The 26,348-nt window shown below is 69.2% G+C and carries 22 protein-coding genes and 1 tRNA gene; 11 read left to right on the top strand and 12 right to left on the bottom strand.

Annotated features, from left to right (window positions below; all coding sequences use genetic code 11):
* The first annotated feature begins 79 nt into the window (after positions 1–79).
* The 4 genes from ACF1B9_RS02580 to ACF1B9_RS02565 are packed head-to-tail and all read left to right on the top strand — an operon-like array spanning position 80 to position 4,444.
* On the top strand, positions 80–1,009 hold the full coding sequence (locus ACF1B9_RS02580; protein WP_391739931.1) for a branched-chain amino acid ABC transporter permease: 930 nt from the start codon (positions 80–82) through the stop codon (positions 1,007–1,009).
* Between the two features lie 5 nt (positions 1,010–1,014).
* The gene (locus ACF1B9_RS02575) at positions 1,015–2,814 is read left to right on the top strand and encodes a branched-chain amino acid ABC transporter permease (RefSeq protein WP_391739932.1); all 1,800 of its coding nucleotides are present in this window, start codon (positions 1,015–1,017) and stop codon (positions 2,812–2,814) included.
* A gap of 5 nt (positions 2,815–2,819) precedes the next feature.
* The gene (locus tag ACF1B9_RS02570) at positions 2,820–3,731 is read left to right on the top strand and encodes an ABC transporter ATP-binding protein (protein ID WP_391740100.1); all 912 of its coding nucleotides are present in this window, start codon (positions 2,820–2,822) and stop codon (positions 3,729–3,731) included.
* Positions 3,728–4,444, top strand: coding sequence for an ABC transporter ATP-binding protein (locus ACF1B9_RS02565; protein WP_391739933.1), 717 nt, complete (start codon positions 3,728–3,730; stop codon positions 4,442–4,444). The genes ACF1B9_RS02570 and ACF1B9_RS02565 overlap by 4 nt, the downstream gene beginning before the upstream one ends.
* Positions 4,445–4,518: 74 nt before the next feature.
* Here the strand turns inward: ACF1B9_RS02565 and ACF1B9_RS02560 are convergent, their stop codons facing one another.
* A complete protein-coding gene (locus ACF1B9_RS02560; protein WP_391739934.1) occupies positions 4,519–5,181 on the bottom strand; it encodes an ANTAR domain-containing response regulator in 663 nt (220 codons plus the stop codon).
* A 102-nt stretch (positions 5,182–5,283) separates the two neighbouring features.
* Between ACF1B9_RS02560 and ACF1B9_RS02555 the strand changes: the two genes are divergently transcribed.
* Positions 5,284–5,356 (top strand) — tRNA-Leu (locus ACF1B9_RS02555).
* A 111-nt stretch (positions 5,357–5,467) separates the two neighbouring features.
* A complete protein-coding gene (locus ACF1B9_RS02550; RefSeq protein ID WP_391739935.1) occupies positions 5,468–6,247 on the top strand; it encodes a helix-turn-helix domain-containing protein in 780 nt (259 codons plus the stop codon).
* Positions 6,248–6,263: 16 nt separating this feature from the next.
* Here ACF1B9_RS02550 and pyk read toward each other — a convergent pair whose 3' ends face one another.
* Entirely contained in the window at positions 6,264–7,697 is a 1,434-nt protein-coding gene (pyk, locus tag ACF1B9_RS02545; RefSeq protein WP_391739936.1) for a pyruvate kinase, read from the bottom strand.
* A 125-nt stretch (positions 7,698–7,822) separates the two neighbouring features.
* Positions 7,823–8,524: an SIMPL domain-containing protein gene (locus ACF1B9_RS02540; RefSeq protein ID WP_391739937.1), complete on the bottom strand. Its 702-nt coding sequence runs from the start codon at positions 8,522–8,524 to the stop codon at positions 7,823–7,825.
* Positions 8,525–8,659: 135 nt separating this feature from the next.
* On the opposite strand from ACF1B9_RS02540, the gene ACF1B9_RS02535 reads away from it, so the two are divergent.
* Positions 8,660–10,471, top strand: a complete 1,812-nt coding sequence (locus ACF1B9_RS02535; RefSeq protein WP_391739938.1) for a bifunctional metallophosphatase/5'-nucleotidase — start codon at positions 8,660–8,662, stop codon at positions 10,469–10,471.
* Between the two features lie 57 nt (positions 10,472–10,528).
* On the opposite strand, the gene ACF1B9_RS02530 is transcribed toward ACF1B9_RS02535, so the two are convergent.
* The 4 genes from ACF1B9_RS02530 to pepN all read right to left on the bottom strand — a co-directional run bounded on the left by ACF1B9_RS02530 (position 10,529) and on the right by pepN (position 17,062).
* Entirely contained in the window at positions 10,529–11,278 is a 750-nt protein-coding gene (locus ACF1B9_RS02530; protein ID WP_391739939.1) for an IPT/TIG domain-containing protein, read from the bottom strand.
* Between the two features lie 187 nt (positions 11,279–11,465).
* The gene (locus ACF1B9_RS02525) at positions 11,466–12,887 is read right to left on the bottom strand and encodes a lysine N(6)-hydroxylase/L-ornithine N(5)-oxygenase family protein (protein ID WP_391739940.1); all 1,422 of its coding nucleotides are present in this window, start codon (positions 12,885–12,887) and stop codon (positions 11,466–11,468) included.
* Positions 12,884–14,281 carry a pyridoxal phosphate-dependent decarboxylase family protein gene (locus tag ACF1B9_RS02520; RefSeq protein ID WP_391739941.1) on the bottom strand — a complete coding sequence of 466 codons (1,398 nt, stop codon included), beginning with the start codon at positions 14,279–14,281 and terminating at the stop codon, positions 12,884–12,886. Before ACF1B9_RS02520 ends, ACF1B9_RS02525 begins: the two co-directional genes overlap by 4 nt.
* A 276-nt stretch (positions 14,282–14,557) precedes the next feature.
* Entirely contained in the window at positions 14,558–17,062 is a 2,505-nt protein-coding gene (gene pepN, locus ACF1B9_RS02515) for an aminopeptidase N (RefSeq protein WP_391739942.1), read from the bottom strand.
* Positions 17,063–17,240: 178 nt separating this feature from the next.
* Between pepN and ACF1B9_RS02510 the strand changes: the two genes are divergently transcribed.
* Positions 17,241–18,077, top strand: coding sequence for an alpha/beta fold hydrolase (locus ACF1B9_RS02510; protein WP_391739943.1), 837 nt, complete (start codon positions 17,241–17,243; stop codon positions 18,075–18,077).
* A complete protein-coding gene (locus tag ACF1B9_RS02505; RefSeq protein ID WP_391739944.1) occupies positions 18,070–18,624 on the top strand; it encodes a TetR/AcrR family transcriptional regulator in 555 nt (184 codons plus the stop codon). Before ACF1B9_RS02510 ends, ACF1B9_RS02505 begins: the two co-directional genes overlap by 8 nt.
* Positions 18,625–18,725: 101 nt before the next feature.
* On the opposite strand, the gene ACF1B9_RS02500 is transcribed toward ACF1B9_RS02505, so the two are convergent.
* Positions 18,726–19,055, bottom strand: a complete 330-nt coding sequence (locus tag ACF1B9_RS02500; RefSeq protein WP_351084909.1) for a chorismate mutase — start codon at positions 19,053–19,055, stop codon at positions 18,726–18,728.
* A gap of 76 nt (positions 19,056–19,131) precedes the next feature.
* Positions 19,132–20,028 (bottom strand): helix-turn-helix domain-containing protein, encoded by an 897-nt coding sequence (locus ACF1B9_RS02495; protein ID WP_391739945.1) that lies wholly within the window; start codon positions 20,026–20,028, stop codon positions 19,132–19,134.
* Between the two features lie 230 nt (positions 20,029–20,258).
* Here ACF1B9_RS02495 and ACF1B9_RS02490 point away from each other — a divergent pair, with 230 nt between their 5' ends.
* The gene (locus tag ACF1B9_RS02490) at positions 20,259–22,073 is read left to right on the top strand and encodes a beta-galactosidase family protein (protein ID WP_391739946.1); all 1,815 of its coding nucleotides are present in this window, start codon (positions 20,259–20,261) and stop codon (positions 22,071–22,073) included.
* A gap of 22 nt (positions 22,074–22,095) precedes the next feature.
* Here the strand turns inward: ACF1B9_RS02490 and ACF1B9_RS02485 are convergent, their stop codons facing one another.
* A complete protein-coding gene (locus ACF1B9_RS02485) occupies positions 22,096–22,872 on the bottom strand; it encodes a trypsin-like serine protease (protein WP_376272839.1) in 777 nt (258 codons plus the stop codon).
* A 223-nt stretch (positions 22,873–23,095) separates the two neighbouring features.
* Here ACF1B9_RS02485 and ACF1B9_RS02480 point away from each other — a divergent pair, with 223 nt between their 5' ends.
* Positions 23,096–24,022: a hypothetical protein gene (locus ACF1B9_RS02480; RefSeq protein ID WP_391739947.1), complete on the top strand. Its 927-nt coding sequence runs from the start codon at positions 23,096–23,098 to the stop codon at positions 24,020–24,022.
* A 165-nt stretch (positions 24,023–24,187) separates the two neighbouring features.
* On the opposite strand, the gene ACF1B9_RS02475 is transcribed toward ACF1B9_RS02480, so the two are convergent.
* Both ACF1B9_RS02475 and ACF1B9_RS02470 read right to left on the bottom strand, forming a co-directional pair.
* Positions 24,188–25,864, bottom strand: a complete 1,677-nt coding sequence (locus ACF1B9_RS02475; RefSeq protein ID WP_391739948.1) for a DEAD/DEAH box helicase — start codon at positions 25,862–25,864, stop codon at positions 24,188–24,190.
* 192 nt (positions 25,865–26,056) lie between these two features.
* Positions 26,057–26,260 carry a cold-shock protein gene (locus ACF1B9_RS02470; RefSeq protein ID WP_003969786.1) on the bottom strand — a complete coding sequence of 68 codons (204 nt, stop codon included), beginning with the start codon at positions 26,258–26,260 and terminating at the stop codon, positions 26,057–26,059.
* Positions 26,261–26,348 lie beyond the last annotated feature (88 nt).

Genomic DNA, 26,348 nt, shown 5'->3' with positions numbered 1-26,348 from the left:
TGACACACCAGACCGCGCGGGAGCGCCACCAGCGCTCCCGCGCGGTGCCATATCCGAACCACTCCACGGAGGCCCTGCGGTGAACGAACTGCCGCAACAGCTGGCCAATGGACTCATCCTCGGCGCGATGTACGGTCTCATCGCGATCGGCTACACGATGGTCTACGGAATCATCCAGCTCATCAACTTCGCCCACGGCGAGATCTTCATGATCGGAGGCTTCGGAGCTCTCACCGTGTACCTCTGGATGCCGGCCGGTGTCTCCCTCCTCGCGATCATCCCAGTCATGATCATCGGCGGCGTCATATGCTCCGTCGCCGTCGGAACAGCCGCCGAACGCTTCGCCTACCGGCCTCTGCGCAACGCACCCCGACTGGCCCCACTGATCACCGCCATCGGACTCTCCCTCGCACTCCAGCAGGCCATCTGGAAGTGGTACCCCGACGCCAAGAAAGACCGCTCCTTCCCCCAGTTCAAGGGCGAAGCGATCGACATCTTCGGCGCCCACATCCAACGCGGTGACCTCTTCGTCCTCATCACCGCACCCCTCTGCATGATCGCCCTCGGCCTCTTCGTCTCCAAGACCCGCACCGGCCGCGGCATGCAGGCCACCAGCCAGGACCCCGACACCGCCAAGCTCATGGGCATCAACACCGACCGCATCATCGTCATGGCCTTCGCTATCGGTGCCGCGTTCGCCGCCGTCGCCGCCGTCGCCTACGGGCTCAAGAACGGCCAGATCGGCTTCAAAATGGGCTTCCTCATGGGCCTCAAAGCCTTCACCGCAGCCGTCCTCGGCGGCATCGGCAACATCTACGGCGCCATGCTCGGCGGAGTCGTCCTCGGCGTCGCCGAATCCCTCGCCATCGGCTACATGAGCGACGTCCCCGGCATGGAACTCTTCGGCGGCGGCGCCTGGAAGGACGTATGGGCCTTCGTCCTCCTCATCGTCGTCCTGCTGATCCGGCCCCAGGGCCTGCTCGGCGAACGCGTCGCGGATCGGGCGTGATACGGATGACCACCAACCAGACCACCGCGCCCGGACCCGCCGCCTTCCTCCCGGTCCCCGCAGCCGCGGCCCGCATCGGCACCCTCGCAGGCGCCGCACTCGCGCTCGCCGGCACCTTCCTCGCCTGGACCTGGACCAGCGAATTCCCCGGCGACCTCACCGTCACCGGCTACCCCGGCGGCCTCCAAGTCCTCACCCTCATCAGCGCCGCACTCACCCTGCTCCTCGCGCTCTCCGGGTACGGCATCCGAGGCCTGCGCTGGCTCACCCCCGGCGGCACCAACAGCCCCGTCCGCCTCCTCGCACTCGGCACCCTCGGCACCACCGGCTACACCATCGGCGCCATCGCCTACGACCTCGGTGGCGTCGTCAACCTCGAACCCGGCGCCTGGATCAGCGGCACCGGCGCACTCATCGCCGCCGTCGCCGCACTCGGACTCCCCGACGACCAACCCCACCCCACCACCCCAACGAGCTCCACCGCCTGGCAACGCTTCCGCAACAGCCTCGGCGCCCCCGCGGCCGGCCGCGCCGAACCTCTCCCCGCCTGGGCCGAGATCCTCATCATCGCCCTCGCCTTCGGCGCACTGCTGTACGTCTTCAGCTACGGCGTCGACACCAGATACGCCGAACTCTTCATCGGCTTCCTCATCACCGTCGGCTTCGCGTTCACCGCACTCCACCGCGCCGGACTCGTCTCCCGCATCACCGCGCTGACCACGAAGCACCGCAACGTCACCCTCGCCGCCGCCCTCGTCGCAGCCGTCTGCTTCCCGTTCACCCAGCAGAAGGAGGAGTACGCGCTCATCGGCGCCAACATCCTCATCTTCGCGACCGTGGCACTCGGCCTCAACGTCGTCGTCGGCCTCGCCGGACTCCTCGACCTCGGATACGTCGCCTTCCTCGGCGTCGGCGCCTACGCCGCCGCCCTGGTCTCCGGCTCCACCATGTCCGCCATCGGCGTCGAATTCCCCTTCTGGGCCGCCGTACTCACCGGCGCCGCCGCCTCGCTCGTCTTCGGCGTCCTCATCGGCGCCCCCACACTCCGACTGCGCGGCGACTACCTGGCCATCGTCACCCTCGGCTTCGGTGAAATCTTCCGCCTCACCGTGAACAACCTCAACGGCAACAGCGGACCCGACCTCACCAACGGCTCCCAAGGCATCCCCAGCATCCCCGACCTCAAATTCTTCGGATTCGACTTCGGACTCAAACACGACATCCTCGGCTTCACCCTCGGCAGGTCCGCCAACTACTACCTGCTGATGCTCGTCTTCACCGCCGTCGTCGTCCTCGTCTTCCGCCGCTCCGGAGAATCCCGCATCGGCCGCGCCTGGGTCGCCATCCGCGAAGACGAGACCGCCGCCACCGCCATGGGCATCAACGCCTTCCGGCTCAAGCTGCTCGCCTTCGCCCTCGGCGCCACCCTCGCCGGACTCGCCGGAACCGTCCAGGCACACGTCAACTACACGGTGACACCCGAGCAGTACCAGTTCGCCGGCTCCGTACCGCCGAACTCCGCGTTCCTGCTCGCCGCGGTCATCCTCGGCGGCATGGGAACCCTCAGCGGCCCCCTCGTCGGCGCCGCACTCCTCTACCTCATCCCGGCCAAGCTGCAGTTCATGCAGGACTACCAGCTCTTCCTCTTCGGCGTCGCACTCATCCTCCTGATGCGCCTGCGCCCCGAAGGACTGGTCGCCGACCGCAGGAAGCAACTCGAATTCCACGAGTCCGACCAGCCCGACGTACCGGAACCACGGCAGTCCGAAGAGACCGGCGCCGGCATCGCCAAGGCGGGGGCGTGACCACCATGACCACCACCACGAAAACCGCCACCACCGTGCTCGATGCCGGCGGAGTCACCATGCGCTTCGGCGGTCTCACCGCCGTACGCAACGTCGACCTCACCGTCAACGCGGGCGAGATCGTCGGCCTGATCGGCCCCAACGGCGCCGGCAAGACCACCTTCTTCAACTGCCTCACCGGCCTGTACGTCCCCACCGAGGGCCAGGTCAGCTACAAGGGCACCGTCCTGCCGCCCAAGCCACACCTCGTCACCCAAGCAGGCATCGCCCGCACCTTCCAGAACATCCGGCTCTTCGCCAACATGACCGTCCTGGAGAACGTCCTCGTCGGACGCCACACCAGGACCAAGGAAGGCCTCTGGTCCGCCCTCCTGCGGCTGCCCGGATTCACCCGGGCCGAGCACGCCAGCCGCGAACGCGCCATGGAACTCCTGGAGTTCATCGGCCTTCAGGACAAGGCCGACCACCTCGCGCGCAACCTTCCCTACGGAGACCAGCGCAAGCTGGAAATCGCCCGCGCACTGGCCAGCGACCCCGGACTCCTCCTCCTGGACGAGCCCACCGCCGGCATGAACCCCCAGGAAACCCGCGTCACCGAAGAACTCATCTTCGCCATCCGCGACCAGGGCATCGCCGTCCTCGTCATCGAGCACGACATGCGCTTCATCTTCAACCTCTGCGACCGCGTCGCCGTCCTCGTCCAGGGCGAGAAGCTCGTCGAGGGCACCTCCGACGTCGTCCAGAGCGACGAACGCGTCGTCGCCGCCTACCTCGGCACCCCCTTCGAAGGCGCCCCCGGCGCCGAAGAAGTCGCCGAGGTCGAAGCCGCCGAAGCGGGCGCCACGAAGACGGCCGACAACACCGACACCGACAGCACCACCGGCACCACCGGCACCGAAGAGGAGGACGCCCGATGACCGCACTGCTTGAGGTCGAGGACCTCCGCGTCGCCTACGGCAAGATCGAAGCCGTCAAGGGCATCTCCTTCACCGTCGAAGCCGGCCAGGTCGTCACCCTCATCGGCACCAACGGAGCGGGCAAGACCACCACCCTGCGCACCCTCTCCGGCCTCCTCAAGCCCGTCGGCGGCCGCATCGTCTTCGACGGCAAACCCCTCAACAACATCCCCGCCCACAAGATCGTCTCCCTGGGCCTCGCCCACTCCCCCGAGGGACGCCACATCTTCCCCCGGCTGACGATCACCGAGAACCTCCAACTCGGCGCCTACCTCCGCGACGACAAGGCAGGCATCGAGAAGGACATCCAGCGCGCCTACGACCTCTTCCCCATCCTCGGGGAACGCCGGAAGCAGGCCGCCGGAACCCTCTCGGGCGGCGAACAGCAGATGCTCGCCATGGGCAGGGCCCTCATGTGCCAGCCCAAGCTCCTGATGCTCGACGAGCCCTCCATGGGCCTCTCCCCGATCATGATGCAGAAGATCATGGAGACCATCGTCGAACTCAAGGCCCAGGGCACCACCATCCTGCTCGTCGAGCAGAACGCCCAGGCCGCGCTCTCGCTCGCGGACCACGGCCACGTCATGGAGGTCGGCAAGATCGTCCTCTCCGGCACCGGCCCGGACCTCCTCCACGACGAGTCCGTCCGCAAGGCCTACCTCGGCGAGGACTGAACCCCACCCGGCCATCCGAGAGAGGCCCGTACCCCGATCAATCCGGGGTGCGGGCCTCTCTCAGATGCGCGCGCCTACTGGTCGCCGTCCTTCGCCGCCCTCTTCTTCTCCTCGGCATCCTCGATCAACGCCTGGGCAAGCTGCTGCATCGACAGCCGACGATCCATCGACGTCTTCTGGATCCACCGGAACGCGGCAGGCTCCGACAGCCCGTAATCCGTCTGCAGAATGCTCTTCGCCCGGTCCACCAGCTTCCGCGTCTCCAGCCGCTGCGCAAGGTCGGCGACTTCCGACTCCAGCGCCTTCAGCTCCGCGAACCGCGACACCGCCATCTCGATGGCCGGCACCACGTCGCTCTTGCTGAACGGCTTCACGAGGTACGCCATCGCCCCGGCGTCGCGCGCCCGCTCGACGAGATCGCGCTGCGAGAACGCGGTGAGCATCAGAACGGGCGCGATGGACTCCTCGGCGATCTTCTCCGCCGCGGAGATCCCGTCCAGGATCGGCATCTTCACGTCGAGGATGACCAGGTCCGGCCGGTGCTCCCGGGCGAGCTCAACGGCCCGCTGCCCGTCGCCCGCCTCGCCGACGACCGCGTAGCCCTCTTCCTCCAGCATCTCTTTGAGATCGAGACGGATCAGCGCCTCGTCCTCGGCGATGACGACGCGGGTCGTCAGCGGCGGAACGTGCGACTTGTCGTCGTCGGCGGCGGGCTGGGGCGGCTCGGGGGCGGTCACGGGGGGCTCCTTGTTCAAGACAGGGGTACTGCTGCCAAGAGCCTACCTAGTTACGGTATGTTTGAGGCACGGAGGTCCTTCGGGTTCCTTCGTTTCGAAGGGGCCCCGGTAGCCCAGCGGTAGAGGCCATGGATTCAAAACCCATACAGCGTCGGTTCGAATCCGACTCGGGGCACTTCTCCTTCGATTCCAAGGTTAAGGCGTCTGTTTGCGATCTTCACCCTTGCCGGTGAACGCGCCTTCGATTCTGGCGCACGCCAGCGAAGGTCGCACAAGACTCCACTGTATGGAACAGCACAATCCATCGATACGTGACGAAGCACTCGCCCTCTTGCGAAGTGGCTCCACCAATCGAGCGGTTGCAGAACTCCTCAACGTCCCTCGTGGAACAATCGGCTGGTGGCTGCACCAGGACCGCAAGCACCGCGGCGTGCAATATGAGCAGCCCACCGACTGCCCCGCGTGTACGGGTCGGGGCATCGATCGTGTTGCGTATGCGTATCTACTGGGGCTCTACCTCGGCGACGGCCACATCATCTCCAAGCCCAAACAGCATCACCTGTCCATCTTCTGCGGCGACACATGGCCCGGCCTGATCGAAGAAGCAGAGTCGGCAATGCGCAGGGTGATGCCCATGCCACGCACCGGACGGCGCAACAGAAACGGCTGCGTCGAGGTCAAGTCCTACACGAAGCACTGGACATGCGTCTTCCCGCAGCACGGACCCGGCAAGAAGCACGAACGCCCCATCATCCTCGAACCCTGGCAGCAGGAGATCGTCGACGCCCACCCCTGGGACTTCGTCCGCGGACTCATCCACTCCGACGGCTGCCGGAACATGAACTGGACGACTCGGATGGTCGGTGGCGTGCGAAAGCGGTACGAGTATCCGCGGTACTGGTTCACCAACGTCTCGGACGACATCCGGCAGCTCTACACCGACACCCTGGACAAGCTCGGCATCGAGTGGACGCACTGCACACGCGCGGGCAGGAAGTACAACATCTCCGTCGCCCGACGGGCGTCCGTCGCGCTCATGGACGCCCACGTCGGGCCGAAGTACTGAGGTACTGAGGGCCGGTCTACTTGTGGCTGTCGTCCTCGCCGATGCGGTGCACCCGGACCAGGTTCGTCGAGCCCGGGACCCCCGGCGGGGAGCCGGCCGTGATGATCACGACGTCGCCCTTCTCGCAGCGGCCGATCTTCAGCAGTTCCTCGTCGACCTGGGCCACCATCGCGTCCGTCGATTCCACGTGCGGGCCGAGGAAGGTCTCGACGCCCCAGGTGAGGTTCAACTGGGAACGGGTGGCCGGGGCCGGGGTGAAGGCCAGGAGCGGGATGGGTGAGCGGTAGCGGGAGAGGCGCCTGACCGTGTCGCCGCTCTGAGTGAAGGCGACCAGGAACTTGGCGCCCAGGAAGTCGCCCATCTCGGCCGCCGCGCGGGCCACCGCGCCGCCCTGGGTGCGGGGCTTGTTGCGGTCGTTCAGCGGCGGGAGGCCCTTGGCGAGGATGTCCTCCTCGGCGGCCTCGACGATGCGGGACATCGTGCGGACCGTCTCGACGGGGTACTTGCCCACGCTGGTCTCGCCGGAGAGCATCACCGCGTCCGTGCCGTCGATGACCGCGTTGGCGACGTCGGAGGCCTCGGCGCGGGTGGGGCGGGAGTTGTCGATCATCGAGTCGAGCATCTGGGTGGCGACGATGACCGGCTTGGCGTTGCGTTTGGCGAGTTTGATCGCGCGCTTCTGGACGATCGGCACTTGTTCCAGGGGCATTTCGACGCCGAGGTCGCCGCGGGCGACCATGATGCCGTCGAAGGCGGCGACGATGCCGTCGATGTTCTCGACTGCCTGGGGTTTCTCGACTTTGGCGATGACGGGGAGGCGGCGTCCCTCCTCGTCCATGATGCGGTGGACGTCCTCGATGTCGCGGCCGCTGCGTACGAAGGACAGGGCGATGACGTCGGCGCCGGTGCGCAGGGCCCAGCGGAGGTCTTCGATGTCCTTCTCGGAGAGGGCGGGGACGGAGACGGCGACGCCGGGGAGGTTGAGGCCCTTGTGGTCGGAGACCATGCCGCCTTCGATGACGGTGGTGTGGACCCGGGGGCCGTTCACTTCGGTGACTTCGAGGGTGACGCGGCCGTCGTCGACGAGGATGCGTTCGCCGGTGGTGACGTCGGTGGCGAGGCCGTCGTAGGTGGTGCCGCAGGTGTGGCGGTCGCCTTCCATGGGTTCGACGGTGATGGTGAAGGTGTCGCCGCGTTCAAGGAGTACGGGGCCTTCGCGGAAGCGTCCGAGGCGGATCTTCGGGCCTTGAAGGTCGGCGAGGATGCCGACGCTGCGTCCGGTTTCGTCGGAGGCTTTGCGTACGTGGCGGTACCGCTCTTCGTGTTCGGCGTAGGTGCCGTGGCTGAGGTTGAGGCGGGCGATGTCCATTCCCGCTTCGACCAGTGCCTTGATCTGCTCGTATGTGTCGGTGGCGGGTCCCAGGGTGCAAACGATTTTTGCTCGGCGCATGGTTCGACCCTAGACCTTACCTACGGGTAGTGATTTGGCCGCGTATGACTACCCAACGACCTTTGGGTGAAGGGTTATTGACAAGTGTTGAATTGTGCGCCGGGATGCTCGGATGAGCATTCGTCTCATAGTTGTGGGGGTGACATGGTGAAGCGGGCGTTCACCTGGGCGTGGACGGTTTGGCGTTGTGGTTCGAGGTCGAGGGCGGTCGGTTCGGTTGTCGCTCCTCCGTAGGCGGCGCGTCCGCGGATGCCGCCGGGTGCGGCGGGCATGGGGGCTGCCGGGGCGGTGTTCTCGGCGCCGAGGTCGGCGAGTTCGACCAGGGCGGTGAGCCGGGCGCCGAGGGCGTCGGCGTATTCGCGGGCGCGTTGGACGGCTTCGTGCACGGCTTGGCGGCGGGCGTTCGCGTGGGCGGGTGAGTCGGGGCGCAGGTTCCACCAGGGGCCGTTGACACGGGTCATGTCGAGGTCGGCGACACGGGTGGTGAATTCGCCCAGTGCGGTGAAGTCGTTGAGGACGGCGGTGACGTGGACGTGTCCGTGGTAGGCGCGGATTTTTTCGTCGCGGCCGTGTTTGGTGGGTTCGGGGGTGAGGGAGAGTGCGCCGGTTTCGAGTTTTTCGATGGCGGGTCCGTAGGACCGGGCGAGTTCGAGGACGTGGCTGTTGCGGCGGGTGAGGTCTTCGAGGGCGGCGCGGCGGTCCTTTCCGCGGGCGGTGACGGTGATGCTGATGTGGGCGGTCTCGGGGTCGACTTCGATTCGGGCTTCTCCGCGGACGGCGATGCGGGGGTGTTGGGGGGTGCCGTAGGGCGGCGGGGTGTCGGTCATGCGTCCACTGTCGCATCCGGGTAGGACAGCGGGTGGTCATCAGATCGCAACCCGCAGGGGGTGTTGCCGGGTGTGGCTCCTGGGTCATTATCTACGCGCGTTGTGTACCGCGAGAACTGAGATGTGGGAGTAGAAATGCCGCTGAATCGTAGGACGTTCCTGGGCACATCGGCGGTCGCCGGTGCCGGTGTGGCGATTGCCGGAGGCTCCGCCGTGCCTGCCGCGGCCCTCGATCGTGATTCGGGTCATGGGCATGGGCGTCCGTCGAAGCGGTATTCGTTCACGGTGATGGGCACGACCGATTTGCATGGAAATGTCTTCAACTGGGACTACTTCACCGACCAGGAGTTCGACGACAAGGCGCACAATGACGTCGGCCTGGCGAAGATCTCCACTCTGGTGGACCAGGTGCGCCGTGAGAAGGGCCGCCACAACACCCTGATGATCGATGCGGGTGACACGATCCAGGGCACCCAGTTGTCGTACTACTACGCCAAGATCGACCCGATCACGGCCAAGCGCGGTCCGGTGCATCCGATGGCGCAGGCGATGAACGCGATCGGTTATGACGCCGCGGCGCTCGGCAATCACGAGTTCAACTACGGCATCCCGGTGCTGCGGAAGTTCGAGGAGCAGTGCGACTTCCCGTTGCTGGGTGCGAACGCGCTGGACGCGAAGACGCTGCGGCCGGCGTTCGCCCCTTATGTGATCAAGAAGATGCGTACTCCGCACGGTCCGGATGTGAAGGTCGCGATTCTGGGTCTGACCAACCCGGGCATCGCCATCTGGGACAAGGCGAACGTCAGCGGGAAGATGGTGTTTCCCGGTCTGGAGGAGCAGGCGGCGAAGTTCGTGCCGCGGCTGCGTTCCATGGGTGCGGATGTCGTGATCGTCTCGGCGCACTCGGGCACCAGCGGTACGTCGTCGTACGGTGATCAGGTCCCGTACATCGAGAACGCGGCCGGTCTGGTGGCGGAGCAGGTGCCGGGTATCGACGCGATTCTGGTCGGGCACGCGCATCTGGAGATCCCCGAGTACTTCGTGGAGAACAAGCAGACCGGCAAGAAGGTGGTGCTCTCCGAGCCGTTGAAGTGGGGGCAGCGGCTGACGCTGTTCGACTTCGATCTGGTGTGGGAGAAGGGTCGTTGGGTGGTGGAGAAGGCAGGTTCGCAGGTGCTGAACTCCAACACCGTGGCAGAGGACCCGAAGATCACGAAGCTGCTCATGGACGAGCACAGGAAGGTCGTGGCGTACGTCAATCAGGTCATCGGTACGTCCACGGCGGCGATGACGACGGCGGAGGCGGCCTGGAAGGACGAGCCGATCATCGATCTGATCAACGTCGTCCAGGCGGAGACGGTGAAGGCTGCGCTGACCGGCGGTGCGTATGCGGCGCTTCCCGTTCTCTCGCAGGCGTCCTGTTTCTCGCGTACGGCGCAGATCCCGGCCGGGAATGTGACGATCAAGGACGCGGCGGGGCTGTATCCGTTCGAGAACACCCTTGAGGCGCGGCTGCTGACCGGGGCGCAGATCAGGGACTATCTGGAGTTCTCGGCCCGGTACTACGTGCAGACGGCGGCCGGTGCTCCGGTGGACACGTCGAAGCTGACGAATGCGGACAGCACTCCGGACTACAACTACGACGCGGTGTCGGGGCTGACGTATGACATCGACATCGCGAAGCCGAACGGTTCTCGGATCGTGAATCTGTCGTTCGAGGGGAAGCCGATCGATCCGGCGGCTCAGTTCGTGCTGGCGGTGAACAACTACCGGGCGAGTGGTGGTGGCAACTTCCCGCACGTGGCGGGTGCCAAGCAGCTGTGGGCGAATTCGGAGGAGATCCGTAACACGATCATCGCCTGGGTGCAGGCGAGGGGGTCGGTGGACGTGGCGCAGTTCGCTTCGGTGGACTGGCGGCTGACGCGGGAGGGTAAGCCGGTGTTCTAGGGACCGGGCCTCCGTGCCGTATCTCCAGCGCGGGCTGCGCGAGGCCGAAGAGCGGGATCAGCCGTAGGTGTAGCCGTTGGTGGCGGTGCTGGAGCCGCCCGCCGTGGTGACGGAGACATTGACCGCGCCGGGCACGCCCCCCGGGGGCGTATAGAGCGTGAGCGTCTGGGTGTCGCCGACGGCGAAGGGCACGGAGGTGCTGCCGAAGAGGACCTGCAACGTGGTCGTGGCGTCTCCGGTGGTCGTGATCGTCACGTGGGTGCCGCCGGTGAGCAGTCCGGTGTTCGGAGTGATCGTCAGCGTGCCGGGGCCGGCGACGTAGGTGTACGACAGGCCGTCGAAGGTGCCCGCGGCGGTCGTGACGCTGACGTCGACCGGTCCGGCCGCGCCCGCCGGGGCGGTGACCGTGAGCCGACCGTCGGTCTTGGAGAACACGGTCGCGGCGCTGCCGCCGAACGACACGGCGCTGGTGGTGTCCAGGCCTGAGCCGGTGATGGTGACTCCGGTGCCGCTGGCCAGCGGCCCGGCCGTGGGGCTCAGCGTCGATTCCACGGGCGCCGGGATGTAGTAGAAGGGCACACCGTTGCTGACCTGGCTGTTGGCGAGGACCACTGTCACCTCCACCACGCCTGCTCCGGCGGGTGAGTTGCAGGTGACGTGGTCGGCCCCCGCGTCGTAGGAGGCGTTGGTGGCCGGGACGTCGCCGAACAGCACTTGGCTGACGGTGCTCAGGGCGTTGGCCGTGGTGCTGGTTATCGTCACGGACGTGCCGCCCCCCGTGGAGCCCTGGTTCGGGAACAGTGGCATCGGACTCTCCAACGGACAGGCACCGCAGTGGTGCGTACTGGTTCGGATACAGTCAGTAGCCCAAAAGGATGCCTTTCGCCGCAACGATGCTGACGCCAGTTCAGCCAGATGGCCGAGCGCGTGTGCAACCGCTGTTCCGGGACGCGGGCGTGGATCAGCTGGGGAGTCTGCGTGGGTGTGGCCGGTTTCAGTTGCCGTGGACGAGGGGGATGAGGTCGGGGTTGTGGGGGGTGGGGATGTGTGAGGCCCGGGGTGTGAGCCCGAAGGTGGTGAAGGCGGTGCGTTCGGGGAGGGGGTAGGCGTTGGTGCCGGTGAGGTTGTTGAGGATGGTGGCGCTGCGCCAGGCGGCGAGTCCGAGGTCGGGGGCTCCGACGCCGTGGGTGTGGCGTTCGGCGTTCTGTACGTAGACGTTGCCGGTGACGGTGGGGTCGAGGACGAGGCGGAAGCTGTCGTCGATGCGGGGGCGTGCGGAGGCGTCGCGGCGCATGTAGGGGTCGAGGCCGCTGAGGATGCGGTCGAGTGGGCGTTCGCGGTAGCCGGTGGCGAGGACGACGGCGTCGGTGGTGAGGCGGGAGCGGGTGTTCTGCTGGGTGTGTTCGAGGTGGAGTTCGACGCGGGTGTTGGCGACGCGTCCTGCGGTGCGTACGGAGACTCCGGGGGTGAGGGTGGCGTCGGGCCAGCCGCCGTGGAGGGTGCGGCGGTAGAGCTCGTCGTGGATGGCGGCGATGGTGTCGGCGTCGATGCCTTTGTGGAGCTGCCATTGGTGGGGGACGAGTTCGTCGCGTACGGATTCGGGCAGCGCGTGGAAGTAGCGGCTGTAGTCGGGGGTGAAGTGTTCCAGGCCGAGTTTGGAGTACTCCATGGGGGCGAAGGCCTGGGTGCGGGCGAGCCAGTGGAGCTTTTCGTGCCCTGTGGGGCGGGCGCGCAGGAGGTCGAGGAAGATCTCGGCGCCGGACTGTCCTGATCCGATGACGGTGATGTGTTCGGCGTCGAGGAGTCTTTCCCGGTGCCGGAGGTAGTCGGCGGAGTGGATGACGGGGACGGATTCGGCTTCGGTGAGGGGTCTGAGGGGTTCGGGGACGTGGGGCTCGGTGCCGATTCCGAGCGCGATGTGGCGGGTGTGGGCGCGGCCGAGTGCTTCGGCTTCGCCGTCGTTGTCGAGTTGGGTGAAGTCGATTTCGAAGAGGCCGCGTTCGTTGTTCCAGCGGACGGCGTCGACCTGGTGGCTGAAGTGGAGGCCGGGGAGCTGGTCGGTGACCCAGCGGCAGTAGGCGTCGTATTCGGCGCGTTGGATGTGGAAGCGCTCGGCGAAGTAGAAGGGGAAGAGCCGGTCGCGGCTGCGCAGGTAGTTGAGGAAGGTCCAGGGGCTCGCGGGGTCGGCGAGGGTGACGAGGTCGGCGAGGAAGGGGACTTGGAGGCTGGCTCCGTCGATGAGGAGGCCGGGGTGCCAGTGGAAGGCGGGGCGTTGTTCGTAGAAGGCGGTGGTGAGGGGGTGGGGGGTGCCGGGGATGCCGTGGGCGAGGGCGGCGAGGGAGAGGTTGAAGGGGCCGATGCCGATGCCGACGAGGTCGTGGGGGCGGCCGTTCTCGGGGGTGGGCAGGTCGGTCATCGGGGGGTGTTGCCTTCCGCGAGGTCGTGGGTGAGTCGGTCGACGAGGTCGAGGAGTGTGCGGAGGTCGTCGGGGGTGGTGTGAGGGTTGAGGAGGGTGGCTTTGAGCCAGAGGCGGTCGTCGGTGCGGGCGCGGCCGAGGACGGCGTGGCCTCGGGTGAGGAGGGTGCGGCGGATGGTGGCGACGGTGTTGTCGTCGGCGTCGGTGGGGCGGAAGAGGACGGTGCTGATGGTGGGGGTGTCGTAGAGGTCGAGGGTGGGGGTTTGGACGATGAGGTCGGCGAGGTGGTGGGCGGCGGTGATGGTGCGGTCGATGAGGTCGGCGAGTCCGGTGCGGCCGAGGGCTTGGAGAGTGACGGCGATCTTCAGGGCGTCGGGGCGGCGGGTGGTGCGCAGGGAGCGGCCGAGGAGGTCGGGGAGGCCGGCTTCGGTGTCGTCGTCGGCGTTGAGGTAGGGGGCGTGGTGGTGGAGTGTGTCGAGGTGGGTGCGGTCGGGGACGGCGAGGATGCCTGCGGGTGCGGGTTGCCAGCCGAGTTTGTGCAGGTCGAGGGTGACGCTGTGGGCGCGGTCGAGGCCGTGGACCTTGCTGCGGTGTGTGGGGCTGAAGAGGAGGGGTCCGCCGTACGCGGCGTCGATGTGGAGTTCGGCGCCGTGAGTGGTGCAGAGGTCGGCGATGTCGGCGAGGGGGTCGATCCGGCCGGTGTCGGTGGTGCCCGCGGTGGCGGTGACGAGCAGGGGGTGGTGGTGTTCGGTGAGGGCTTCGTCGAGTGCGGCGAGGTCCATGACGCCGGCGGAGGCGGGGATGACGACGGGTTCGGGGAGTCCGAGGAGCCAGGCGGCGCGGGTGATGCTGTGGTGGGCGTTGGCGGCGCAGATGGTCTGTACGGGGCCGTTGCGTTCGCGGGCGAGGAGGAGGGCGAGTTGGTTGGCTTCGGTGCCGCCGGTGGTGATGAGTGCGTCGGGTGAGGGGTGGTGGGGGTAGATCTCGGTGGCGAGTGCGGCGGTGATGTCGGCTTCGAGGGCGGAGGCGGCGGGGGCCTGGTCCCAGGAGTCCATGGAGGGGTTGAGGGCGGAGGCTGCGAGGTCCGCGGCGGCGGCGAGGGCGAGCGGCGGGGTGTGGAGGTGGGCTGCGCAGAGGGGGTGTGCGGGGTCTGCGGCGCCTTCGGCGAGGGCGCCGACGAGGGTGCGCAGGGCTTCGTGGGCGCCGGTGCCGTGGCCGGGGATGGCGGGGTGGGTGGCGGTGCGCATCCTGGGGGTGACGGCGTCGGGTCCGCCTGCGGGGAGGGGGCCGTCGCGTCGGTGGGCGCCGTCGTGGAGTGCGGTGAGGACGGTGTCGATGAGGGGGCGCAGGGCGGCGGGTCCGGTGGTGGAGCCGGCGAGAGGTGGGGTGGGCATGGCGGCGGGGCCCTTCGGATGCGCATGGGTGGACGTGCCAGCTTGTCCGGGTTTTCGGGTGCGCGGCCGCGGAGCTCGGTGATCTGAACTCGAAAGGGGGATGTGGATGGAGCGGGGGGCTGTTGTCGGGGGTTGCGGTGGTATGGGTGTGGCGCCTGATACGAGTGTGCCCGGCGCCTCCTGTGTGGTGGAGGCGCCGGGCACGGGTGGTGTGGCCCTGGGGTCGGTGTGGTGCGGGCCCTGGGGTCGGGGGTGGTGCGGATCTGTGGGAGGGGGTCAGTGGGCGTCGCGTACGGCGAGGGCGCGGCGCAGGTCGTCGATCTGGTCGATGAGCTTGCGGCGCAGTGCCGGGATGAGGGTCTTGTCGTTCAGTGCCTGTTCGCCGAGGTGGAGGCTGTCGGCGTCGACGGCGTACGCGGGGAAGGCGTAGCGGCCCGCGGCATCGGCGATGGCGGGGCCGCGGCGGGCGGCGAGCCGGGTGGCCTCGGGGTAGTAGCGGGGCACGTAGTCCTGTACGAGGTCGGCCTGTTCGGGCTGCCAGAAGCCCTGGGCGGTGGCGGTGAAGAGGTAGTTGGAGAGGGTGTCGTCGTTGAACAGGGCGTCCCAGGCGGCGGCCTTGGCCTCGAGGGTGGGGAGGGCGGCCCGGCAGCGGGCGGCGCCTTCCTGTCCGGTGGCGCTGGGGTCCTGTTCGAGTTCCGCGGCGATGGCGGTTTCGTCGGTGGCGCCGAGGACGGCGAGGCGGGTGAGGATGCGCCAGCGCAGTTCGGGGTCGAGTTCGGGTCCGCCGGGTACGGTGCCGTTGCCGAGCCAGTCCTGGAGGGTGTCGGGCTGGGTGGCGGCGTCGATGAGGTGGCGTACGGCGATGAGGCGCAGCCCGGGGTTGTGGCCGTCCTCGGTGCGGCGGATGAGGTCGCGGCACAGGGCGGTGAGGGTGGCGAGGGCGGCGGGGCGCTTTTCGGGGCTGAGGTAGCGGTCGGCGATGTGGGCGCCGGCGAAGGCGAGTACGCCCTGGGCGAGGGCGAGGTCGGTCTCGTGCGGGAGGTGTGCACGGGCGGCGTCGAGATAGGCGGTGGGGGCGAGTTCGCCGTCGCGGACCATGTCGCGTGCGGCGTTCCAGACGACGGCGCGGGTCAGCGCGTCGGGGATGCCGGACAGGTCGCGTACGGCGGTGTCCCAGGACGCGGCGTCGAGGCGGACCTTGGCGTAGCTGAGGTCGCCGTCGTTGAGGACGACGAGGGCGGGGCGGCGGCCGGGCAGTTCCTTGGCCGTGCCGTTCTGTGGGACGTCGGTCTCGAACCGGTCGCGCAGGACGAGGCGGTCGGGGCCGGAGTGGGCGTCGGGGGCGTGGTCGTACGCGCCGACGGCGATGCGGTGGGGGCGGCTGCCGGCGTGGTCGATGGTGAGGGACCAGGTGCCGGCGGACTCCTCGACCTGGGGGGTGAGGGTGTCGACTCCGGTGGTGCGCAGCCAGGCGTCGGCCCAGGCGTGGACGTCGCGGTCGGTCGCCGATGCGAGGTTGTCGATGAAGTCGGCGAGGGTGGCGTTGGCGAACTTGTGGCGGGCGAAGTGGGTGTTGATGCCGGCCAGGAAGTCCTTCTCCCCGAGCCAGGCCACGAGTTGGCGCAGTGCGGAGGCGCCCTTGGCGTAGGAGATGCCGTCGAAGTTGAGCATCGCGGACGCGGTGTCGGGGACGGCGGCCGGGTCGGGGGCGACGGGGTGGGTGGAGGGGCGCTGGTCGGCGTCGTAGCCCCAGCCCTTGCGGGCGACGCCGAAGTCGACCCAGGTGTCGGTGTAGCGGGTGGCTTCGGCGAGGGTCTGGTAGCCCATGTACTCGGCGAAGGACTCGTTGAGCCAGATGTCGTCCCACCAGGCGAGGGTGACGAGGTCGCCGAACCACATGTGGGCCATTTCGTGGGCGATGACCATGCCGCGGGTCTGGCGCTCGGTGTCGGTGACGGCGGAGCGGTAGACGAACTCGTCGCGGAAGGTGACGAGTCCGGGGTTCTCCATGGCGCCCGCGTTGAATTCGGGGACGAAGGCCTGGTCGTAGGAGTCGAAGGGGTAGGGCTCGTCGAACTTCTCGTGGAACCGGTCGAAGCAGGCGCGGGTGATGTCGAGGATCTCGTCGGCGTCCGCGTCGAGGTACGGGGCGAGTGAGCGGCGGCAGTGGATGCCGAAGGGCAGTCCGGCGTGTTCGGTGGTCACGGAGTGCCAGGGGCCCGCGGCGACGGCGACGAGATAGGTGGAGATCGGTGGGGTGGCGGCCAGGGTCCAGCGGCCGTCGCCCCGGTGCTCGGAGATGCCGTTGCCGAGGACGGTCCAGCCTTCGGGTGCGGTGACGGTGAGTGCGAAGACGGACTTGAGGTCGGGCTGGTCGAACGCGGCGAAGACGCGCTGGACGTCCTCCATGAACAGCTGGGTGTAGACGTACGTTTCGCTGTCGGTGGGGTCGGTGAAGCGGTGCATGCCTTCGCCGGTGCGGGAGTAGCGCATGGCGGCGTCGATGCGCAGCTCGTGCGCACCGGCGGTGAGTGCGGTGAGCGGGAAGCGGTTCTCGACCAGGCCTGCGGGGTCGAGGGGCTGTCCGTCGAGGCTGATCGAGCGCAGGGTGGCCGGCTTGAGTTCTACGAACGTGTCCCCGGCCGCGGTCGCGGTGAACTGGATCACGGTGCGGGAGTCGAAGGTCTCCTCCCCACAGGTCAGATCGAGGTCGATCGTGTACCGGTGTACGTCGAGGAACTGGGCTCGGGTCTGCGCTTCGTCGCGCGTCAGTACGGACATGCGTCCATGCTGCCGTACGGGGTGGGCCGGGCGCAGGCGGGTTCTCGCAAGTCGGATCGGAGACGGCCGGGGCCCTGCGGAGTCCGCTCGGGGCTCCGGGCGGTACCGCGGAGCCGGTTGACACTGACGGCTAATGTCATTAGCTTGAGGGCTACATCGATTAGCCCGGAGAGTGGACATGACCGACTTCTTGACGATCGACGGCGGACAGCTGGCGTACGACGTGACCGGCGAGGGCCCGCTGCTCGTGCTCGCCCACGGCATGGGCGACAACAGAGCGGCCTACCGGGACACGGCCGCCCGGTTCGTGGCGGCCGGCTGGCGGGTCGCCTGTGTGGACCAGCGCGGTCACGGTGAGTCCAGCGTCGGCTGGGCGTCCTACACCCGCACCGACGCGGCGGCCGACCTCCTCGCGGTGATCCGGCACCTGGGCGGCCCCGCCGTGATCGTGGGCCACTCCTTCGCCGGCGGCGCCGCCACCATCGCGGCGGCCCAGGAGCCCGAACTGGTCAGCGCCGTCGTGGAGATCAGCCCGTTCACCCGCGCGCAGAAGATCAGCCCGCGCGCCCTGCTCTCCCACGCCCGCTACCGCAAAGGCATGAGCCTGCTGATGGGCACCGGCCTGCTGCGCAGCGTCGGGCTGTGGAAGCGCTACCTCGACCACGCCTACCCCGGCGTCAAGCCCACCGGCTACGCCGACCATGTCGCCGCTCTGGAGACCGACCTGCGCAGGCCGGGCCGGATGGCCGTCGTCAGCAGGATGGGCATGTCCGCGCCCACGGACGCCGGTGCGTGTCTCGGCGCCGTCCGGTGCCCCGTTCTGGTCATCGAGGGCACGCTCGACCCCGACTGGGCCGACCCCGCGGCCGAGGGTGAGGGCATCGTGGCCGAGATGCCCCCGGGGCTCGGCCGGCTCGTGATGATCGAGGGAGCCGGTCACTACGCGCACGTCCAGTTCCCGGACGAGGTCGTCGCGGCCGTCCTGGCCTTCCTCGAGGTGGGCGCGCGTGGCTAGGGCAGCGCTCACCACGGATGCCGTCGTCGATGTCGCGCTGCTGGCCATCGACGAGAAGGGCCCCGCCGCGCTGACCCTGTCGGCGGTGGCCGACCGGGCGGGCGTCGCCACCCCGTCCCTCTACAAGCACGTGCGCAACCTGGCCGAGCTGCGTGACCTCATGTCGGCGCGCATCATGAACGAGATCGCGGACCAGGTCGGCGAGGCCGTGCTGGGGCGCTCAGCCGACGAGGCGATCCGCGCGCTCATGGTGGCCTGGCGGCACTACGCGCTGCACCACCCGCACCGCTACTCGGCACTCGTCCAGACACCCGAGCCGCACACGGCCGAGGCCGGGGCGCGACTGATCAACATCATGCTCGCCACCTTCCGTGCCTATGGAATGGCCGACTCCGCGGCGATCCACGCGGCCCGCTGTCTGCGAGCGGCCGTCCACGGCTTCGCGGTTCTGGAGACCGAGGGCGCCTTCGGACTGCCGGAGAAACTGGACGAGAGCTACGACCTGTTGATCCACATGATGATCACGGGCCTTCGCTCACCTCGCTGATCGGCCGGTGATGAGGGACCGCCGGCCGAGCACCTCGCGGCGCCGCGCCGTCCGCGGCGACCGAGGCCGGCGGGGGATTCTCCGGAGCCGCACCACGGCGCTCACGACGTCTCCCCGTTCGTCGCCGACTCCTCCGCGATCCGCTCGTGATGGCGGATGACCTCCGCCACGATGAAGTTCAGCAGCTTCTCCGCGAAGGCCGGATCCAGATGCGCGCTCTCCGCCAGCTGCCTCAGCCGGGCGATCTGCCGGCTCTCGCGGGCCGGATCGGCCGGGGGCAGCTGATGGGCGGCCTTGAGGTGGCCGACCTGCTGGGTGCACTTGAAGCGCTCGGCGAGCATGTGGACGACAGCGGCGTCAATGTTGTCGATGCTCTCGCGCAGCCGGTTCAGTTCCGCGCGCACGGACTCGTCGATGTCCCTCGTGGTCATGGTCAGCGAGCTTACGGCCTCCCCCACGACGAGGAGCGGGCTCCCGGTCGCGCGGGGGCCGTGAGCCCGGCCGGACTCAGGCGGCCGGGCCCCCCGCGGGGGCGATCGTCGGTGGGTGCTCCGGGTCCGGGACCTGGTCGCTCCAGCCGCCCGGGACACTGCGGCCCTGCTGTTCGCGGAAACGGACCGGGGCGGCGCCGACCCGGCGGGCGAACAGGCGGGAGAAGTACGCCGGATCGTCGTACCCCACGCGTCGGGCGACCGCGGCGACCGGCAGGTCCGTGGCGGCGAGGAGTTCCTTGGCGCGGCCGAGCCGGATGCCCAGGAGGTAGTCCTTGGGGCTGCAGCCCGCGCTCCTGCGCACCGCCGTGCGCAGCTCGGCGGGGGTCATGCCGTGCCGGGCCGCGTGCTCGGCGACCGACAGCGGCTGGAACGCGTCGCGGGCGAGGGCCTGCAGGACCGGGTCGCCGTCGTGGCTGACATCGGCGCGGGCCCGGCGCAGGGCGACGAGGAGTTCATGGACGGCGGCGCCGGTCTCGACCTCCAGCAGCGGATTGCCGCGCCGCGCCGCCCGCACCATCCGCCCCACCGCGGCACGCGGGCCCGCCGTGTCGGCGAGCGGGACGAGCGGCCGGTCGGGCTCGATGTAGCCGAGTTCGGTGTACGTGGCGGTGGCGGGGCCGGTGAAGTCCACGAAACTCTCGTCCCAGCCGGTGCCGGGGTCGGCTCCGTAGTGGTGCGGGGTGCCGGGGGTCAGCCAGATCAGGCTGGGCGCGACGACGGGCACCCGGCGGCCGTCGGAGCCGCTGAACCAGCCGCTGCCGGAGTTGATGACGACGGCCACATGGTGGTCCAGGGTGCGCGGGCCGACCGTCGGCAGGGCGCCGTGCTGCAGTCCCACGCCCAGACAGACGAGGCCCAGCCGGTGGTGGAGCGGGCTGGGAGTGAAGAAGCGCATCCAGGTGTGGTACATCGGCCTTCCTTCCTCCCCCTTTTTTTCTCTGTCGTTGGTCCGAACAGTTCGCGTCCGAACAATTGTGTCCAAACAGCAGTGATCTTTGTCCATGGACCGGCCGCACGCCAGGGGGCAAAGGTTGGTAGCAACATTCCTCCCGGGTTCGCCCGCTCCGTGGTGCGTGCCGTCGTGCGACCCCTGGGCGGCGCGGCCCCGGGGGACCGCACGCACAGGAGAGTACGAGCACGATGGCTGACTTCACCGTGGGGGACGACCACTTCCGGCTCGACGGGAAGCCCGTACGGCTGCTGTCGGGGGCCCTGCACTATTTCCGGGTCCACGAGGCGCACTGGGACCACCGGCTGTCGATGCTGCGCGCCATGGGACTCAACTGTGTCGAGACATATGTGCCGTGGAATCTCCATGAGCCGCAGCCCGGCCGCTTCCAGGACGTGGCGGCGCTGGGCCGGTTCCTGGACGCGGCGCAGCGGGCCGGGCTGTGGGCGATCGTGCGCCCGGGACCGTACATCTGTGCCGAGTGGGAGAACGGCGGTCTGCCGGCCTGGGTGACGGGGCGCTTCGGCCGACGGGTGCGGACCCGTGACGAGGCGTATCTGGGTGCCGTGGAGCGGTGGTTCACCGCGCTGCTGCCGCAGGTGGTGCAGCGGCAGATCGGGCGCGGCGGCCCGGTGATCATGGTCCAGGCGGAGAACGAGTACGGGAGTTACGGCACCGACCGGGTCTACCTGCAGCGGGTGGCCGGGATGCTGCGGGAGCGCGGGGTGACCGTGCCGCTGTTCACCTCCGACGGTCCGGAGGACCACATGCTCACCGGCGGCTCCGTGCCGGGGCTGCTCGCCACGGTGAACTTCGGGTCGGGTGCGCGGGAGGCCTTCGAGGTGCTGCGCCGCCATCAGCCGAAGGGGCCGCTGATGTGCATGGAGTTCTGGTGCGGCTGGTTCGAGCACTGGGGTGCTGCACCGGCGGTACGGGATCCGGCAGAGGCCGCGGAAGCCCTGCGGGAGATTCTGGAGTGCGGGGCGTCGGTGAATGTCTACATGGCGCACGGGGGGACGAATTTTGCGGGCTGGGCGGGGGCGAACCGCTCGGGTCCGCTGCAGGACCAGGACCTTCAGCCGACGGTGACGTCGTACGACTACGATGCGCCGATCGACGAGTACGGGCGGCCGACGGAGAAGTTCTGGCTGTTCCGCAAGGTCCTGGCGGAGTTTGCGGACGGTCCGCTTCCGGAGCTGCCGCCGGAGCCGGTCGGGCCCCCGGCGCCGGTGAGGGCGGAGCTGACCGAGTGGGCGCCCCTGTCGGTGGCCCTAGAGGTGCTGGGCGACCCGGAACGGGCGGAGTCCGGTGTTCCGCCGACGTTCGAGGAGTTGGGCGTGGACCGGGGTCTGGTGCGGTACGAGGTCACCGTTCCGGGTTTGCGACGTCCGTACACGCTGAGTGTGACCGGGCTCCGGGACCGTGCCGTGGTGTATGTGAACGGCGTCCGGCAAGGAGTGCTGAGTGGCGAGAGCGCCACCCTCGACGAGCCGGTGGCCGAGCCCGCGGAGGTCGAGCTGTGGGTGGAGTCGCTGGGCCGGGTCAATTACGGGCCACGGCTGGGGGAGCCGAAGGGCATCACGGGCGGTGTCCGGCACGAGCGGCAGTATCTGCACGGGGTACGGGCGCGGGGGCTGCGGCTGGCCGCTTTCGAGGAGCCGGGTGCGGTGGACGCGGTGCCTTTCGGAGGGATCGCCGAGAGGGGCCGTGCCGGGCTGTACCGGGGTTCGTTCGAGTCGGCGGAGTCGGGACTCGTGGGTCTTCCGGATCACGTGGGGCTCGAACTGCCGGGCTGGACGCGCGGGTTCGTGTGGGTGAACGGCTTCTGTCTGGGCCGGTACTGGTCGACGGGCCCGCAACGGACGCTGTATGTGCCGGGTCCGGTGCTGCGGGAGGGCGTCAACGAGGTGTGGGTGCTGGAGGTGGAGGGCGCCGGGGAACCGTGGGTGGAGCTGGGTCCGGGTGCGCCCGTCCGGACGGGCACACCCGGGGGTGCTCAGAGCTGATGCGGTGGGGCCGACCGGGGCGTCAGAGCGTGGCCGCCGCGGAGGCGATGTTGGCGGCGAACGTCGAGACCTCGCTGTACACGCCCGGGTAGCCGGGCTCCGCGCAGCCCTGGCCCCAGCTGACGATGCCCACCTGGATCCAGGCTCCGGCGTTGTCCTTGCGGAACATGGGGCCGCCGGAGTCGCCCTGGCAGGTGTCCACGCCGCCCGTGTCGATCAGGCCGGCGCAGATCTCCTCACCGGGGATGAGATCACTGCCGTACGCGGCCTGGCACTGGGCGTCGGAGACGAACGGCACGGTGGCCTTGAGGAGATAGCGCTGCTGGGCGCCGCCCTCGGAGGCCGCGCCCCAGCCCGCGATGGTGAAGGTGCCGTTGTTGTACGTGGTGTTGGTGGCGATCTTCAGGGTGGGCAGGTCGATGGGCTTGGCGAGCTTGATCAGCGCCCAGTCCTTGCCCGCACCGTTGTAGCCGGGGGCCTGGAGGACCTTGGTGGACTTGACCTTGATGGCGCTGGACGACTGCAGGTCGACGACCCCGGCGGTGGCGGTGATGGACGTGTTGTTGCCCGAGCCGTCCACGCAGTGCGCGGCGGTGAGGACGATGTCCTTGGCGTAGAGAGCGCCGCCGCAGCCCATCGAGAGCCGGACCATGAACGGGAACTCACCCTGGGCGGCACGGGTTCCGCCGACGACCGGGGCGGGGGCCGCGGAGGCTCCGGCGGGCTGGAGACTGACGGCTGCGAGGACCACGGCGGCGATGACGGAGCATCTCTTCACGGCACGCAGAAGCTGCTTCAACGGACTGCCTTCTTTCGTGGGGGGTTCTTGTGGGGGGTGCATATGTCCTCGCACGGCGCCCGGCCACGGACGGAACATCCGCTGGTCATGCTCCCGACAAAGACACGATTCGGATTATCGGGAAATGATCACGGCTCCCACAAGGTTCACTTTTCAGCCAAGATCAGCTATTCCACAGCACTAGAGTGGGGACCGGCCGAGCGTCACGGACGGGGGTGGGAGCGTGACGGACAACAGCCGGGACCGCGGCCGGGGCGGCGCGAGTCCGGTGGTCCACGGATTCCCGCATCTCGACACCGTCCGGTCGGCGATCACGGCCCTGTACCGGAGGTTGTCGTACGACGGCGTACGCGGTTACGCCACGAGCCTCGCCCCTGCCGATGTCGCCTTCTCCGACCAGGACGATCTGTACCTCGGCGCCCAGCGGGTGGCGCGGTCCGTGGTCCGGCATCTGCATCTGCCGGACGCCCGGATGATCGTCAGCTTCCGCACGATGGAGCACGCCGCCGGCATCGAACTCGCCGCGGGGCCCGAGTACTTCATCGAGCTCAACGACCGCTTCCGCACCCATCGCAGGGACATCGGCGCCGCACTCTCGCACGAGGTCACGCACGTGCTGCTGCACCGCCTCGGCCTGGAGTTCCCCACAACGCCCGCCAACGAGATCCTCACCGACACCGTGACGACCTACCTGGGCGCGGGCTGGCTGCTGCTGGACGCCTTCCGCGAGGACGCGGTCTCCAGCCAGAAGCTCGGCTATCTCACCCCGGAGGAGTTCGGATACGTCCTCGCCAAGCGGGCGTTCGCCTTCGACGAGGACCCCTCCCCGTGGTTCACGAGCCCGCAGGCGTACACCGCCTACACGGAGGGCCGCGCCCAGGCCCTCCGTGACATCCGGCGGCCGCCCCTCACCGCCGCCGGCTGGGCGGGCCGTCACCGTTACGCCAAGGACCGGCGGTACGCCCGGGACCATCCGGGCGCGGAGCCGGCCCGGGGCTCCGGCACCCCGTACGCCTTCGAGCACGGCCCGCAGGGACTGCGGGTCTCGTTCGGCTGCCCGACCTGCCACCAGCGCATCCGCGTTCCGGTACGCGGCCGGGTGCGGGCCCGGTGCGGGTTGTGCCGAACGGTCCTGGACTGCGACACCTGAACCACCACCGCGCGGGCGGCGGAGCCGGTGCGGCACGAGGCGGACGCGGCGCTCAGGAGGCGTCGGGAAGAGACCGTCCGCCGTCCCCCGTCAGGGGTGGCACGGACGGTCCGGCAAGGGGCCCGACGGGTCCGGTCACCACGTCACCACACGTCGCCCCTGCCGCTACGCGGCCCTGCGGCCACGCCCCGCCGCTCCACCGCGCCCGGCACCGCTGCCACGGCCGCCACCGGCGGCCGCACCTCGCGCCGAACCACCCGAAGCGCCCGCACCGGCGCCTCGCACGGAACCGCCCCTGCCCGCACCGGCACCCGCGCCCCGCGCGGAACCACCCGCCGCGCGGCCCTCGCCACCGCCCTGTCCGGCACCGCCGCGGCGACCACGGCCGCGGCTGCCCGAGCGGAGGCCGGGGCCACCCGCCGCGGACCCGCCCGGCCTCGTGCGCTGCTTCGGCGGAGTCGGCTGCGGGACCTCGATGACGACCGCGACGCCGGAGGGCTCACGGGCCCCCGTGATCCGGGTGAGTTCCTCGTCGCTGGACGTGATCCGGGTGGTCCGCGGGGCGATGCCGGCGTCGGCCATCAGCCGGGTCATCTCCCGCTTCTCCTCGGGCAGCACCAGAGTGACGACGCTGCCGGACTCCCCGGCACGCGCCGTGCGCCCGCCGCGGTGCAGGTAGTCCTTGTGGTCGGTCGGCGGGTCCACGTTCACGACCAGGTCGAGGTCGTCCACATGGATGCCGCGCGCCGCCACGTTCGTCGCGACGAGCGCGGTGACCTGGCCGGTCTTGAACTGGTCCAGCGTCCGGTTGCGCTGCGGCTGCGAGCGCCCGCCGTGCAGGGCCGCGGCCCGTACACCGCTGGCCAGCAGCCGCTTGGCGAAGCGGTCGGCGGCACGCTTGGTGTCCACGAACATGATGACCCGGCCGTCACGGGCGGCGATCCGGGTGGCGACGGCCTTCTTGTCGGTCTCGTCGGCCACGTGCAGCACATGGTGCTCCATGGTGGTGACGGCGCCCGCGGACGGGTCGACCGAATGCACGACGGGGTCGGTCAGGAACATCTTGACCAGCCGGTCGATGTTCTTGTCGAGCGTCGCGGAGAACAGCATCCGCTGGCCGTCCGGCTCGACCTGCTTGAGCAGGGCGACGACCTGCGGCATGAAGCCCATGTCCGCCATCTGGTCGGCCTCGTCGAGGACGGTGACGGCGACCTGGTCGAGTCGGCAGTCACCGCGCTCGATGAGGTCCTTCAGCCGGCCCGGCGTGGCGACGAGCACCTCGGCGCCCCGGCGCAGCGTGCCGGACTGCTTGCTGATCGACATGCCGCCGACGACGGTGGCCAGGCGCAGGTTCACCGCCGTCGCGTACGGCGTCAGCGCGTCGGTGACCTGCTGGGCGAGCTCGCGGGTCGGGACGAGGACCAGCGCGAGCGGGGCGCGCGGCTCGGCGCGCCGTCCGCCGGTTCGGGCCAGCAGCGCGAGGCCGAAGGCGAGGGTCTTGCCGGAGCCGGTACGGCCGCGGCCGAGGATGTCCCGGCCGGCGAGCGAGTTCGGCAGGGTGGCGCCCTGGATCGGGAACGGGTCGGTGACGCCCTGCGCGGCAAGGGTCTTCAGCAGGGCTGCGGGCATGTCCAGCTCGGCGAACGCCTCGACGGCGGGCAGTGCGGGGGTCATGGTTTCCGGCAGGGCGAATTCGCCCTGCGGCGGCGTGGCCCTGCGACGGGGCGACGCCTTGCCGGATCCCTTGCCGGAACCCTTGGCGTTTGCCTTTGCCGGGGCCGTGCCGCGCCCCCTCGACGGGCGGTTGCGGGCGGGTCGGTCCTGGCGTTCGGAGCGGGTCATACGGAATTGCCCTCCTGGGGGATTCCTGAGGAGTCCTGGGGATTCCTGGGAACTGCTTGGGACTGCTTGGGACTGCTTGGGGACCTCTGCGGGACGGCGCTCTTCTCCGCCATGTCCCGGGGACAGACAGCACAAGCCGGGACCCGCACCTTCACGGTGCGGGCCCCGGCTGCGAGGTACGCGTCCTGGCGATTAGGCCGGGACGATGTTCTCCGCCTGCGGGCCCTTCTGGCCCTGCGTGACGTCGAAGGAGACCTTCTGGCCCTCCTGGAGCTCACGGAAGCCCGAGGTGGCAATGTTGGAGTAGTGGGCGAAGACGTCGGCGCCGCCGCCGTCCTGCTCGATGAAGCCGAAGCCCTTTTCCGAGTTGAACCACTTCACGGTTCCAGTAGCCATGTCATTCTCCTAAAAGAGGTGCAGTGCCGGAAATCCGCACTTTACGAATTTCAAGTCGCCGCATTGAGCCCCATCCGGAGAAAGCCGG

Source organism: Streptomyces sp. NPDC014727, from assembly GCF_043083485.1.
Taxonomy (GTDB): Bacteria; Actinomycetota; Actinomycetes; order Streptomycetales; family Streptomycetaceae; genus Streptomyces.
The sequence above is the reverse complement of the archived record's forward strand: the minus strand, read 5'-3'. Positions and strand labels throughout refer to the sequence as shown.

What these genes read in the sequence shown, in the direction of transcription:
- ACF1B9_RS02535 (WP_391739938.1), top strand. Translation starts at nt 8,660, where the DNA reads ATGCCGCTGAATCGTAGGACGTTCCTGGGCACATCGGCGGTCGCCGGT.
- pepN (WP_391739942.1), bottom strand. Translation starts at nt 17,062, where the DNA reads ATGTCCGTACTGACGCGCGACGAAGCGCAGACCCGAGCCCAGTTCCTC.
- ACF1B9_RS02550 (WP_391739935.1), top strand. Translation starts at nt 5,468, where the DNA reads ATGGAACAGCACAATCCATCGATACGTGACGAAGCACTCGCCCTCTTG.
- ACF1B9_RS02520 (WP_391739941.1), bottom strand. Translation starts at nt 14,281, where the DNA reads ATGCCCACCCCACCTCTCGCCGGCTCCACCACCGGACCCGCCGCCCTG.
- ACF1B9_RS02565 (WP_391739933.1), top strand. Translation starts at nt 3,728, where the DNA reads ATGACCGCACTGCTTGAGGTCGAGGACCTCCGCGTCGCCTACGGCAAG.
- ACF1B9_RS02530 (WP_391739939.1), bottom strand. Translation starts at nt 11,278, where the DNA reads ATGCCACTGTTCCCGAACCAGGGCTCCACGGGGGGCGGCACGTCCGTG.
- ACF1B9_RS02500 (WP_351084909.1), bottom strand. Translation starts at nt 19,055, where the DNA reads ATGACCACGAGGGACATCGACGAGTCCGTGCGCGCGGAACTGAACCGG.
- ACF1B9_RS02495 (WP_391739945.1), bottom strand. Translation starts at nt 20,028, where the DNA reads ATGTACCACACCTGGATGCGCTTCTTCACTCCCAGCCCGCTCCACCAC.
- ACF1B9_RS02525 (WP_391739940.1), bottom strand. Translation starts at nt 12,887, where the DNA reads ATGACCGACCTGCCCACCCCCGAGAACGGCCGCCCCCACGACCTCGTC.
- ACF1B9_RS02575 (WP_391739932.1), top strand. Translation starts at nt 1,015, where the DNA reads ATGACCACCAACCAGACCACCGCGCCCGGACCCGCCGCCTTCCTCCCG.
- ACF1B9_RS02490 (WP_391739946.1), top strand. Translation starts at nt 20,259, where the DNA reads ATGGCTGACTTCACCGTGGGGGACGACCACTTCCGGCTCGACGGGAAG.
- ACF1B9_RS02540 (WP_391739937.1), bottom strand. Translation starts at nt 8,524, where the DNA reads ATGACCGACACCCCGCCGCCCTACGGCACCCCCCAACACCCCCGCATC.
- ACF1B9_RS02570 (WP_391740100.1), top strand. Translation starts at nt 2,820, where the DNA reads ATGACCACCACCACGAAAACCGCCACCACCGTGCTCGATGCCGGCGGA.
- pyk (WP_391739936.1), bottom strand. Translation starts at nt 7,697, where the DNA reads ATGCGCCGAGCAAAAATCGTTTGCACCCTGGGACCCGCCACCGACACA.
- ACF1B9_RS02475 (WP_391739948.1), bottom strand. Translation starts at nt 25,864, where the DNA reads ATGACCCGCTCCGAACGCCAGGACCGACCCGCCCGCAACCGCCCGTCG.
- ACF1B9_RS02510 (WP_391739943.1), top strand. Translation starts at nt 17,241, where the DNA reads ATGACCGACTTCTTGACGATCGACGGCGGACAGCTGGCGTACGACGTG.
- ACF1B9_RS02470 (WP_003969786.1), bottom strand. Translation starts at nt 26,260, where the DNA reads ATGGCTACTGGAACCGTGAAGTGGTTCAACTCGGAAAAGGGCTTCGGC.